Source organism: Vibrio sp. YT-18, assembly GCF_033337345.1.
In the GTDB taxonomy this organism is placed as follows: domain Bacteria; phylum Pseudomonadota; class Gammaproteobacteria; order Enterobacterales; family Vibrionaceae; genus Vibrio; species Vibrio alginolyticus.
Window position 1 is genome coordinate 1 of the sequence record NZ_JAWOQO010000020.1, and the last position, 12,344, is coordinate 12,344.

Below are 12,344 nucleotides of genomic sequence, written 5' to 3' on the forward strand. Positions count from 1 at the left end.
ACTCAGAAGTGAAACGAAATAGCGCCGATGGTAGTGTGGGGCTTCCCCATGTGAGAGTAGGACATCGCCAGGCTTTAGTTTTATTTTCACTTTTTCGAAAAGTGAAGACAAAAGCGGACGCTTGCTTATTAAAGCGAGTGATACCACTGCGGAGTGGTAGTTCAGTTGGTTAGAATACCGGCCTGTCACGCCGGGGGTCGCGGGTTCGAGTCCCGTCCACTCCGCCACTTATTTGAGCGTCGTCTCAATAAACACGAATTACAGGGGTGTAGCTCCAATTGGCAGAGCAGCGGATTCCAAATCCGCGTGTTGGGAGTTCGAATCTCTCCACCCCTGCCATACTCTGAAGCCTCAGCAGTAATGCTGGGGCTTTTTTGCATCTGAAGAAAAGAGAAGCTGACTAGTTGGAAGAGTTGTCGACTCCTCTGATACCAAAGTATCGGGGGATTGAAAGCTCATATCTCCGGGATATTGGTCCACTTCACCTATCCCCCATGTTCATAAGCTCTGGCTTAGGTCAGGGGCTCTTTTATTTCTAACGAATATGTCTTTTATTCCTAACGTATAGTTCCGATGTCAGGTGTATGTTTATCCAACGAATATGGCATACCTTTGCTTCAGGTAGATTTATTTTCTAGTAATGTAATTACTAAATGTTGATGTATCGCTTTGTTCTTTCTGGTTTACCTTCGAATTTCATAACACTTTTTCTTCGTTATCGAGCACATCTGATTCACAATTTATTGAAAGGTTAGTGGTTACATTGACTTGGATGATTACTGACTTGGTTCCTGTTATCATCATGCATTAATGCTAATAATTAGGAAGTAAGTTTATGCCACATTTTCGATTCCGTGCTGTAGAGCCACAAGCTGTTCAGGCATTATCAAAACCCCTTACGGATGAACTTCAGCCTCTAATGGACTGTCCGCGTGAGGATTTTACTTTTGAGTATATCTACACTACGTTTTTCAATGAGGGTGAGGTGAGTGCTGCATATCCTTTTGTCGAAGTGCTTTGGTTCGACCGTGGCCAGGAAGTGCAAGATGAAGTTGCCAAGCTTATTACGCAACAAGTGCGCGGTATCGCTGGTGCCGATATTGATGTTGCAGTTATCTTTTCCGCCTTATCTCCTAAAGCTTATTACGATAATGGCGAACACTACTAAAGGTTAAAGGCTATGAGGCTGAGTTTCATTGTAACTTTGGGTTTATGTTTCTCAGCTTCAGTATGTTCTACTCCTTGGGAGTCTGCGGTTAATCCTACCCGAAACTCTTCCTCCTCTATTGGTAGTTATGCTAACGGTTGTTTAGATGGTGCATTACCCTTGCCTCTCGATGGCGTTGGTTATCAAGTCTTACGTAGTAAAACGAAGCGCTACTATGGGCACCCTAAAACGATAGAGTTTATTGAAAATCTGGCGCTTAAAGCTCATCAAAATCTCAACACCACTCTGCTAATTGGTGATTTATCTTTACCTAGAGGTGGAAGGTTCTCCTCTGGTCATTCTAGTCATCAAACCGGGTTAGATATCGATATCTGGTTAAGACTTGCTGACCAACCGCTTTCTTATAACGAATTACAACTTCCTAAGCCCATGAGTGTGGTGGATTTAAAAGGTTATTCCATACTTAATCATCGCTGGGAAGAACGGCACTTTAAGCTAATTCGGTACGCTTCAAAAAGTAAGGATGTTGCACGAATTTTTGTACATCCTGTTATTAAGGAGCAACTTTGCTTGCAAGAAAACGGCAAAGATCGTTCTTGGTTACGTAAAGTACGTCCATGGTGGGGGCATCATTACCACTTTCACGTCAGGTTGTCTTGTCCTGATTCGAGCGACTATTGTGTTGATCAAGCACCACCTCCAGTAGGCGATGGCTGCGGTGTTGAGCTCGCAAGTTGGGCCCCGAAAGCGAAACTTATTGATACCCCTCCACGGGTAAAAACAACCTCTAAGCCCAAACGAAAAAAAGTCGTTCCACCTCAATGCTTGCCGCTTATCAATCCTAATTAGTGTTACTCTCCAGGTTTATCTGTACTTGGTGATCTCTTTTATGAAACTGGAGAAACATCATACTTTTGTCTACATTGAATAATACCAATACAAAAACTAACCCAATTAGTTTTGGGGACATATTATAGAAATCTAAATTAAACAAAGAGTTGTAGTATGGGTAAGTTGTAACTTCTTTGTTTAGAAAAAGATCTTTCGTCACGATACTCTGGTTTCTTAGCAATATGTCTGTCAGTTGGCTAAAAAGCGATAACAACGCAGACAAGTGTGTAAGGCAGGGATATGCCCTTTTCCTGTTAGAAGAGTAAATCAAGGACAAAACCATGACTATGATTTGTGCAAAAGAATTTGCAGAGTGGTTAAGACACAGATTTAGCAGTGATACTAAAGGAGTCTCTTTGACTCGAGAGGATGTGAATCACCTGACTGGGCGTCAACGCCTTGATCCGGGTTTTGTTAATGATGTGCATTATGAGCTGATGCAATATGGGATGGCTTTCGTTACTGATACGAGCCGAGAAAACTTTTATTTAATACCTGTTTCTCAAGCGGAGAATTGGCGTGAGAGACTAGAGTATCATTTTGAAAAAGAGCTATTCTGCAATATTATCCCTATTGAAAAATCAGGTTGAGAAAAGGTTCAACTTTGATGTCAAAGTTGAACCTAATTGCTCTTATGCTAACCCTTGAATAATCACGAATTTTTCAAGCAACTGCTCTTCAGTTTCGACATGGTTCGGATCAGTGATTATGCATTTTGTAATTGGACACACTGACTGACAGGTCGGCTTTTCGTAATGCCCCTTACACTCTGTACATAGCGCTGGATCAATTTCGAAAATGCTCTCTCCCATACTGATTGCCCCATTAGGGCATTCGGGATCACACATGTCGCAGTTAATGCATTTATCAGTAATGAGCAAGGCCATGGTTACTTACCAGTCGGGTTACGGGTGTCCTGCCCTGAGTTTAGATTACGCATTAATAGGCCATATTCTAAATCTAGCTCTGCTGGTACTGGAATGAATACAAAGTGACCGTTTCCTTTCGCGTCTTCAATAGACTCTGATTTGCGGTTTTCCATTGCCTCTAGCGTGAAAACAATATTGCCTTTTGGCGTCATTAGTTCAAGGCTATCACCGACAAGAAACTTATTTTTTACTTCTACTTCAGCCATGTCACCACGACGTTGGCCAGTGAATTCACCAACAAACTGTTGAGCATCAGAGACTGAGTAACCGTAATCGTAGTTTTGGTAAGTGTCGTGTGTATGACGGCGTAGGAAGCCTTCAGTGTAGCCACGGTGAGCTAGGCTTTCTAGTGTACCCATTAGGCTTTCATCGAATGGTCGACCTGCTACAGCATCATCAATTGCTTTACGATAAACTTGAGCGGTACGTGCGCAGTAGTAGAACGATTTAGTACGACCTTCAATTTTCAATGAGTGAACACCCATCTTAGTTAAGCGTTCAACGTGCTGAACCGCTCGTAGGTCTTTAGAGTTCATGATGTAAGTACCATGCTCATCTTCGTAGGCCGCCATTTTTTCTTCTGGACGGTGCGCTTCAGAAAGCAGAACGACTTCATCTGTTGGTTTGCCGCGACCAATTGTGGTTTCAGGGCGCTCGTCTTGTACTTCGACAGGCTGTGCTTCAGTCGGGTCGAATTTCTCTACGATATCACCAGCGTCGTTTTCTTTACCCTCTTCAACTTTGTATTCCCAGCGGCATGCGTTAGTGCAAGTGCCTTGGTTAGGGTCACGTTTGTTGATATAGCCAGAAAGTAGGCAACGACCTGAGTAAGCCATGCATAATGCACCGTGAACGAATACTTCAAGCTCAGTTTCAGGGCAATGCTCACGAATTTCTTCGATTTCTTCTAGTGACAGCTCGCGAGAAACGATCACACGTTCCACGCCATTCGCTGCCCAGAACTTAACGGTCGCCCAGTTTACAGCGTTTGCTTGTACAGAAAGGTGAATTGGCATTTCTGGGAAAGCTTCACGAACCATCATAATTAGGCCTGGATCTGACATGATCAATGCGTCAGGACCCATCTCTACGATTGGCTTAAGATCACGGATGAACGTTTTTAGCTTCGAGTTGTGTGGTTGAATGTTACATACCACATAAAGCTTTTTGCCTAGGGCGTGGGCTTCATCGATACCGATTTTTAGGTTCTCGTGGTTAAACTCGTTGTTACGTACGCGAAGGCTGTAGCGAGGTTGGCCAGCGTAAACTGCATCTGCCCCGTAGGCGAATGCGTAACGCATGTTTTTCAGGCTGCCCGCTGGAGATAGTAGCTCAGGCACGAATGCTTTCTCAGTTGTCATTGCTCAATTCTCTTTTATCTGATCACAAGTCAGGCCAATTCCACCTAATGGAAATGGGGCGCAAATTTTACGTCAAAATGTGAACTGTGACTAGGGTAATTGTGCTTCAGATAGAAAAACGCCCTCAAAAAAAGTGAGGGCGTTATGGTTAACCTTTATACAAAATTAAGCGTTAGGATTCGGTAAGCCGCCTAGCGCATCGTATAGGTTGGGAAGGAAAGCACTGAACTCTCCACACATTAGAGAGAAGTCTGCATCAAATCGAGCTGCTTGATCTTCACGTGGAATATCATCGTTTTGATCTTTCAATTCATCAGAGAATTTTAGACGTTTGATGCCTGCATCTTCCGTCATAATGAACTCAATACGATCTTGCCAATTAAGCGCAAGTTTCGTCACGACTTTATCCGCAGCGATGTGGTTGCGGATTTCATCAGTGGTTAGCTCTTGCTTCTTACAGCGAATCACACCACCTTCTTCAAGTACGGATTTTAGCTCAGCTTCGTCCATCATGCTGATACCTTGAGGTGTGTCACCGCTTTTCACCCACTCGGTTAGCGTAGTTTCAATCGCCACTTCTGGAATAGCAGGAACAACAGGTAGACTACCCATGGTTTTACGAAGCAATGCTAATACATCTTCTGCTTTTTTATAGCTGCTTGCATCAACAAGGATAAAACCTTCTTTTGGCATGATGAGCACGTGAGTGTGGCTGCTGCGGCTGAATGCGCGCGGCAGTAAATCCATTACGATGTCATCTTTCAGGTTGTCTTTCTCTTTCTTCTTCAGAGGACGACCTTCTTGCGCTTCCATTGCTTCTACTTTTGCATTCAATGATTCTTTGATCACAGAGGCAGGTAGCATTTTCTCTTCTTTCTTGGCGCAAATCAGAATGCGGTTTTCTGACACGTGAGTCATCATATCGCCATGTCTACCCATTGCACTGACCCAGCCAAATTTCTGTTTGTCTTGACTGCCACACGGGGTGAATCGGAATTCAGACAGCTGAGTTTCTAGTTGTTCGGCGTTAAAAGTAACCTCGCGGTTAACGCGGTATACCAGACAGTTTTTAAACCACATAAATCTTCTCTAGGCTTGATGACAAGGGACTAATCATAGGGAATTTTTGTGCTGATGTCTTAATAGAAATGAAAAATATCCGAATGAACCTCAAAAGAAAGTTATATGAAAATTTGTTTTCAAAGGTCACAAAAGTGTCATAATTGGTAGTGATAATGCTTATGCATAGAGAGGCGCTTTGTCTCTTAAATTCATTAGCTCAACGAACATAAGGTTACTCAATTATGTCTAGAAGGATTCTGGTTGTTGAAGACGAAGCTCCTATTCGCGAAATGCTGTGCTTCGTACTTGAGCAGAAAGGTTACCAAGCGGTAGAAGCGGAAGATTACGATACTGCAGTAACCAAACTGGCTGAACCCTTCCCTGATTTAGTTTTACTGGATTGGATGTTACCAGGCGGTAGTGGCATTAACTTCATCAAACATATGAAGCGAGAGGAATTAACGCGCAACATTCCAGTTGTGATGCTTACCGCTCGTGGTGAAGAAGAAGATAAAGTGCGCGGTTTAGAAGTCGGTGCGGATGACTACATTACTAAGCCATTCTCTCCTAAAGAGTTGGTTGCACGCCTAAAAGCGGTGATTCGTCGCGTTACCCCTACTGCACTAGAAGATGTAATTGATGTACAGGGATTGAAGCTTGACCCTGTATCGCACCGTGTTACGGCTAATGATGCGCCATTAGACATGGGCCCTACAGAATTTAAGATGCTTCATTTTTTCATGACGCATCAAGAACGCGTATACAGCCGTGAGCAGCTATTAAACAATGTTTGGGGCACTAACGTGTATGTCGAAGACCGTACGGTTGATGTTCACATTCGCCGCCTGCGTAAAGCATTGGAAGCTGCAGGGCATGATAAGCTGATCCAAACTGTTCGTGGTGCTGGATACCGCTTCTCGACGAAGGCATAAATTAACACGCAGCTTATCGGTACCATTTCTGGAGTTATGAGTGGTTGAAAGATTAACGTGGAAAAAGCTGGCTTGGGAGCTGGCTTTTTTTTACACCCCATGGGTGATAGTAGGTTGGATATTCGGTTATATGCCGTGGTTGCTTTTGGCTGCTACGGCATTGCAGCTTGTGTGGCATTTGCATAACCAAGTACGTTTATCTTCTTGGTTATGGGATGAAAAACGCCTCACGCCACCATCTGGTAGCGGTAACTGGGAATCTTTGTTCAATGGGTTGTATCGCTTACAACAGCGCCAACGCCGCAAACGAAAAGAGCTTACTAATCTTATTCGTCGATTCCGAAATGGTGCAGAATCGCTACCCGATGCGGTAGTGGTATTCCGTGCTGAAGGCAATATTGTTTGGTGCAACAAGCTGGCTCAGCACTTACTGGGCTTCCATTGGCCAGAAGATTCAGGTCAACCTATCTCCAATCTCATTCGTACACCTGATTTTATCAAGTACCTCAACAAGAAAGACTTTTCAGAGCCATTAGAAATGCGTTCACCACTCAATGTCGAACGCATGCTAGAACTACGTATCGTACCGTATACCGAAGGTGAACATTTGATGGTGGTGCGTGATGTTAGCCAGTTAAAACAACTTGAGGGAATGCGTCGCAACTTCTTTGCCAACGTATCTCATGAACTGCGTACACCAATGACGGTGCTACAAGGTTATCTTGAGATGACAGAAGATCCTGATATGGTCGTGGGTCCTATGTGGAGCAAAGCTCATGGTGTCATGACGGAGCAGCTTAACCGCATGAACAGTTTGGTGAACCAACTACTGACACTATCTAAAATTGAAGCGGCACCTATGCATGAGCTTGAGGAAGTCGTGAATGTGCCCGCGATGCTTGAAGTGTTAGAAAAAGAGGCGGTTAGCCTTAGTGGGGACAACCAACATAAATTGAAATTTGATGTTGATGCTAGCCTACGCGTGCTGGGCGATGATGACCAGTTACGTAGTGCTATCTCTAACCTCGTTTATAATGCCGTCAAATACACACCGCCTGGTGCGAACATTAATGTTCGTTGGTTCCAGACCTCTCAAGGCGCATGCTTAGAGGTGGAAGATAGTGGTGATGGTATTGAACCTCAGCACCTCCACCGACTTACTGAGCGTTTTTATCGAGTGGATAAAGCAAGATCACGTGATACTGGTGGAAGTGGTTTAGGGCTTGCCATTGTAAAACACGCGCTGAGTCACCATGACTCTCATTTAGAAATTCACAGTGAAGTAGGCGTGGGTAGTAAGTTTTCTTTCGTATTGCCTGAGCGTTTGGTGGTGAAATAATGGCTTTACGATTAGCAAAAACATTCAGTTTATTCGCGCTTGTTTGTTCTTTTATGGCTGCCGCTCAAGATAAACCATTGCCGAGTTATCATAAAACGACGGGGATTGTCGGGAACTTGCTCTCTGTTGGCTCCGATACACTTGCGGGTATGACAACGCTTTGGGTTGAAGAGTTTAAATCCATTTACCCGAATATTAATGCGCAAGTCCAAGCGTCTGGCTCTTCTACTGCCCCTCCAGCATTGACCGAACAAACAGCTCAGTTTGGTCCCATGAGTCGCCCTATGCGTTTAAGAGAGATAGAAGCGTTTGAACGTGAACATGGCTACAAGCCAACGGCGCTTAGGGTAGCCATCGATGCAATCGGTATTTTTGTTCATCAAGATAATCCAATTCAAGGTCTTAACTTTAGTCAATTAGATGCTTTGTTTTCTGCCACGCTACGCTGTGGCGAAAGTCAATTTGTAACAAACTGGCAGCAACTCGGTCTTGAATCACAGTGGGCAAAGCGAAACGTACAGTTGTTTGGTCGTAACTCCGTTTCTGGAACTTATGGTTACTTCAAAAGTAATGCCTTGTGTGGCGGCGATTTCAAGACTCGAGTTAACGAGCAGCCAGGCTCCGCGTCAGTAGTGCAAGCTGTAGCGTCAACCATCAGTGGAATTGGTTATTCCGGTGTTGGTTATCGAGTGGCAGGCGTGCGCTTAGTCCCTGTGGCTAAAATGGGAAATGGCTACGTGACTCCAACGCGAGAACATATTGTTAGTGGTAAGTACCCACTATCACGTTACTTATATGTTTACGTGAATAAGCACCCTGATTACCCATTAACACCAATTGAAGCTGAGTTTATTCGCTTTATCTTTTCTGCTCAGGGACAAGCGTTGGTTGAGAAAGATGGTTATGTGCCCATTACGGCAGACTTTGCAGAAGAAGAGTTAAAAAAAGTCGGCCTGTAAGCCGACTTTTTATTTAGGTATGGACAGTACGAGATCAGAAAGTGAGTGTCCACTTCGCGCTGTCCCAACGTTCTTGTTCTTCCTGTAAATCCGCGTGAAGTAATTTATTGTTTTCTAGCCATGCTTCATCTGTGCATGTGAGAATCCATTCGTCATTTTTGATAGATAAGGTGATATCAGGCAATGGATCTTCATTACGCTGCCCATTTAATACGATAGAAAGTCGTAATATTTTGATGAGGCTTATAACGTCACTCTGTTTATAGAGGTTGAAATCTGGTAGTTCTTGCAATTTGAGCGCTTTACGCTGGAAGCGAGCTAATGTTGCAAGCACTAATTGCTGCTCACGGTTGAAGCCTTGTAGGGTGGAGTGCAACAGAATATAAAAAGAGTGGCGATGGAAACTACGCAAGTTAATACTTAATCCGACTTCATGAAGCAACGCTGCCCACTCTAGTAAGTCAAATAACTCACTCTTTTTCTTAATGCCTAGTTCAGAGCGTACCTGACATAACATCTCACGTGCATGCCCCTTAACACGAGCGGCATGCTCTAAGTCGACCCGGTGCTTGTTGGCTAAATTTTCTGTGGTGCGCATGCGAATATCGGAGCGCGCAAAACGCTCTTCCATTTCGTACAACAGGCCTTCGCGCAGAGCACCATCGGAGAAAAACATCTGCTCAATGCGAAGCGCTTTGAAAATCGCGGACAAAATCGCTACGCCTGCTGCGAATACGGGTTTACGTTCTTCTGTTAGACCAGTCAGTTCAATATCTTCAATTGAATCAAATTTACACAGAGTTTCGATAAGTGTATCCAGTCGACTCGCTGTGATCAGGCCATCTTCAAAACCTAATCCTACTAGCACTTCTTGAATCGCTTTGATGGTTCCTGATGAGCCGAGAGCAATATCCCAGCCCTTTTTACGATATGTTGAGGCGATGGACTCGAGTTTTTGTTCGGCCGCTAACATCGCCTTACTGAAGTTTTTGCCTGACAGTTTGCCGTTTTTAAAGTATTGCTCTGTAAAACTGACGCATCCCATCTGTTTACTGTTGAGAAGCTCAGGCTCAAATTCTTGTCCAATAATCATCTCGGTACTGCCGCCTCCGATATCGATGACTAGTTTGGAGTTGGATTCTACTTGAGTGTGCGCGACACCTAAGTAAATCAGGCGGGCTTCTTCTTCTCCAGGGATAATTTCTATTGGGAAAGGCATCACTTCTTTTGCACGCTCGATGAAAAGGTGGGCATTTTTAGCGCGTCTTAGTGTGTGTGTGGCGGCGATACGTACATTTGACTCATCAAGCCCTTGCAACCTTTCAGCGAACATGGCTAAGCATTCTAGCGCACGCTCCATTGCGGCGTGACTTAAGTTCAATTCACTGTCGAGTCCTGATGCTAAGCGAACACGTTGTTTATGACGACTAACCAGTTGTAGGTCACTGCCAACAACTTTGGCCACCACCATATGGAAACTGTTTGAGCCGAGGTCTATCGCGGCAATGTAGCGAGTATCTTGTTCAAGTATTTGAGGCATCTGAATTTTGTTTTCTAGTTTGCTTTTCTATATTTTTAAGATAGTCATAGATAGCGATTTGAGAGCGAACTTTTTTGCGATTACCTCGTGGTACGTAAGCGTTACTCATTTCTTTATCTATTAAACGAGCCTTTACTGTATCGGTAAAATGGATATTCGTTATATCAATAATTCTCTGTTTCAAACGTGGATCACGGACTGGTACTGCTACCTCGATACGGTGATCAATATTTCTTGTCATCCAGTCTGCGGAGGAGATATAAACTTGCGGATCGCCATCATTGTGGGTGATCACCACGCGAGGGTGCTCAAGAAAGCGGTCAACAATACTGATGATGCGAATATTGTCGCTGATCCCCTCAATGCCCGGTACTAATGAGCACATACCTCGAATGATCATGTTTATTTTTACACCGGAAGTACTTGCTCCATAAAGCTTATTGACGATGCCTTTATCGACTAGGTTATTGACCTTGATCGTAAGAGCGGCTTTTTTCCCTAGCTTGGCATTCGCAATTTCATTATCAATTAAGCGGTAGATTTGGGTTCGAGAATTACGAGGAGATACCATAAGGTGATTGAACTTCACTGGTCGGTATGGATTCTCAATGTAACCGAAGACATTACGGACTTCATTAGTGATTTCTTGATCTGCCGTAAGCAGGGAGAAGTCGGTATAAATTCGTGCCGTCTTCTCATGGAAGTTGCCTGTGCCGATGTGTGCGTAGCGAATAATTTCTTCACCTTCGCGGCGGCTAATCATCAGTAGCTTTGAGTGAATCTTAAGACCAGGCGCACCAAAGATGACGTGCACACCCGCTTCAGTTAATACTTTTGACCATTCGATATTGGCTTCCTCATCAAAGCGAGCTTGCAGTTCGACGACCACAGTGACATTTTTGCCGTTGTGCACCGCATCAATTAAAGAGTTCATCAAGCGAGAATCTTTCGCGACGCGATAAATGTTAATCTTGATACTAAGTACTTTGGGATCGAAGGAGGCTTGGCGCACTAACTCACTAATGTGGTCAAAAGTGTGGTAGGGATAATAGAGCAGAATATCTTTCGCTTTAATCGCGTCAAAGCTGTTGGCATAACCTTCGAAATCGGCACATTTCATTGGCGGGAGAGGTTTATTTTCAAGATATTCTCGTCCAACATTTGGAAAGCCGATGAAGTCTTTAAAGTTGTGATAGCGTCCGCCGGGGATAAGGTTATCGTAGTTAGAGATATTAAGTTTGTTACACAGAAACTCTAACATTTGAGGCGGCATATCGCGTTCGTAGACGAAGCGAACGGGCTTTGCTGTCAGTCGCTGATTGACACCCTCTGACATTTGTTCAAGCAAGCTGTACTCGATTTCATTGCGTAAATCGTATTCAGCGTCACGCGTCATTTTCATCGCATAGCCGCTAAGCTCATCATAATCAAAAAAGCCTTTGAACAGCTCGTCCAAACAGTGGCGGATAATATTATCAAGTAAGATGATGGTTTTTCGACGCTTTCCTTTCTGTTCTGGTACCATCACAAAGCGGGGAAGGTGATCGGTCGGAATTTCGATCAGAGCGTATTGGTAATGTTCTTCTTTACGCAGTTCTACGGCGATGTAAGCGTACTCGTCTTTGAGAAATTGCAGAACATCAATCTCGTCTTTCATTAGGAGGGGAGTGATATGCGGCATTACCTCTCTACGGAAGTATTTCGCGATCCACTTTTGTTGCGATTCATCCAGTTGCTGTTCGTTGACCAAGAAAATGCGACGTCGCGCCATTTCTCGAATCAATTCGCTGTAAAGCTCATCAAATTGTTCGTTAAGCTTTAGTGCTTTCGACTGCATTTTGGTTAACAGTCGTTTAGGGCTATCACTGCCACCGCGCTCTTGGCTGATTAGGATTCTGCGCTTCACGTCCGCAAAGCGTACTTTGTAAAATTCATCTAAATTGTTGGAAAAGATCCCAAGAAAGCGAATACGTTCGATCAAAGGGACGGTTTTATCGGCAGCTTCTTGTAATACTCGTTCGTTGAAAGACAACCAACTCAGTTCTTTTTCTATATATAGTTTTTCTGCGCTCATAACCTTACCTAGCCAAAAGTGAAGTAATACGTACTCATCTTGGAAAAATGGATGAGTGAGAACATTATGAGATTTTCATTACAGATTTA

The 12,344-nt window shown here is 43.9% G+C and carries 11 protein-coding genes and 2 tRNA genes; 8 read left to right on the forward strand and 5 right to left on the reverse strand.

Annotated features, from left to right (window positions below):
* The first annotated feature begins 150 nt into the window (after positions 1-150).
* The 5 genes from R7M72_RS20345 (at position 151) to R7M72_RS20365 (ending at position 2,649) form a co-directional block, all read left to right on the forward strand.
* Positions 151-227: transfer RNA gene (locus R7M72_RS20345), tRNA-Asp, on the forward strand.
* Positions 228-262: 35 nt separating this feature from the next.
* Positions 263-339, forward strand: a tRNA-Trp gene (locus R7M72_RS20350).
* Between the two features lie 496 nt (positions 340-835).
* Positions 836-1,168, forward strand: coding sequence for a DUF1904 domain-containing protein (locus R7M72_RS20355; RefSeq protein ID WP_005381768.1), 333 nt, complete (start codon positions 836-838; stop codon positions 1,166-1,168).
* Positions 1,169-1,180: 12 nt separating this feature from the next.
* Positions 1,181-2,017 (forward strand): penicillin-insensitive murein endopeptidase, encoded by an 837-nt coding sequence (gene mepA, locus R7M72_RS20360; RefSeq protein ID WP_262597681.1) that lies wholly within the window; start codon positions 1,181-1,183, stop codon positions 2,015-2,017.
* A 323-nt stretch (positions 2,018-2,340) separates the two neighbouring features.
* Positions 2,341-2,649, forward strand: coding sequence for a hypothetical protein (locus tag R7M72_RS20365; RefSeq protein WP_005381765.1), 309 nt, complete (start codon positions 2,341-2,343; stop codon positions 2,647-2,649).
* Positions 2,650-2,691: 42 nt separating this feature from the next.
* Here the strand turns inward: R7M72_RS20365 and R7M72_RS20370 are convergent, their stop codons facing one another.
* The 3 genes from R7M72_RS20370 to rdgC form a co-directional block, all read right to left on the reverse strand.
* Positions 2,692-2,946, reverse strand: coding sequence for a YfhL family 4Fe-4S dicluster ferredoxin (locus R7M72_RS20370; RefSeq protein WP_005381763.1), 255 nt, complete (start codon positions 2,944-2,946; stop codon positions 2,692-2,694).
* A 2-nt stretch (positions 2,947-2,948) separates the two neighbouring features.
* Positions 2,949-4,349: a tRNA 5-hydroxyuridine modification protein YegQ gene (gene yegQ / locus R7M72_RS20375; protein WP_053306549.1), complete on the reverse strand. Its 1,401-nt coding sequence runs from the start codon at positions 4,347-4,349 to the stop codon at positions 2,949-2,951.
* A 165-nt stretch (positions 4,350-4,514) separates the two neighbouring features.
* Positions 4,515-5,429: a recombination-associated protein RdgC gene (rdgC, locus tag R7M72_RS20380; protein ID WP_005381753.1), complete on the reverse strand. Its 915-nt coding sequence runs from the start codon at positions 5,427-5,429 to the stop codon at positions 4,515-4,517.
* Positions 5,430-5,653: 224 nt separating this feature from the next.
* On the opposite strand from rdgC, the gene phoB reads away from it, so the two are divergent.
* Genes phoB through R7M72_RS20395 form a run of 3 tightly spaced genes read left to right on the forward strand, consistent with a single transcriptional unit; the run spans position 5,654 to position 8,641 of the window.
* Positions 5,654-6,343 carry a phosphate regulon transcriptional regulator PhoB gene (gene phoB, locus R7M72_RS20385; protein ID WP_005381752.1) on the forward strand — a complete coding sequence of 230 codons (690 nt, stop codon included), beginning with the start codon at positions 5,654-5,656 and terminating at the stop codon, positions 6,341-6,343.
* 40 nt (positions 6,344-6,383) lie between these two features.
* A complete protein-coding gene (phoR, locus tag R7M72_RS20390) occupies positions 6,384-7,682 on the forward strand; it encodes a phosphate regulon sensor histidine kinase PhoR (protein WP_005383667.1) in 1,299 nt (432 codons plus the stop codon).
* Positions 7,682-8,641 (forward strand): PstS family phosphate ABC transporter substrate-binding protein, encoded by a 960-nt coding sequence (locus R7M72_RS20395; protein WP_215810650.1) that lies wholly within the window; start codon positions 7,682-7,684, stop codon positions 8,639-8,641. Before phoR ends, R7M72_RS20395 begins: the two co-directional genes overlap by 1 nt.
* Before the next feature lie 34 nt (positions 8,642-8,675).
* On the opposite strand, the gene ppx is transcribed toward R7M72_RS20395, so the two are convergent.
* The gene (gene ppx / locus R7M72_RS20400; RefSeq protein WP_005381749.1) at positions 8,676-10,181 is read right to left on the reverse strand and encodes an exopolyphosphatase; all 1,506 of its coding nucleotides are present in this window, start codon (positions 10,179-10,181) and stop codon (positions 8,676-8,678) included.
* Positions 10,165-12,255 (reverse strand): polyphosphate kinase 1, encoded by a 2,091-nt coding sequence (ppk1, locus tag R7M72_RS20405; RefSeq protein WP_005381748.1) that lies wholly within the window; start codon positions 12,253-12,255, stop codon positions 10,165-10,167. Before ppk1 ends, ppx begins: the two co-directional genes overlap by 17 nt.
* Between the last annotated feature and the right edge of the window lie 89 nt (positions 12,256-12,344).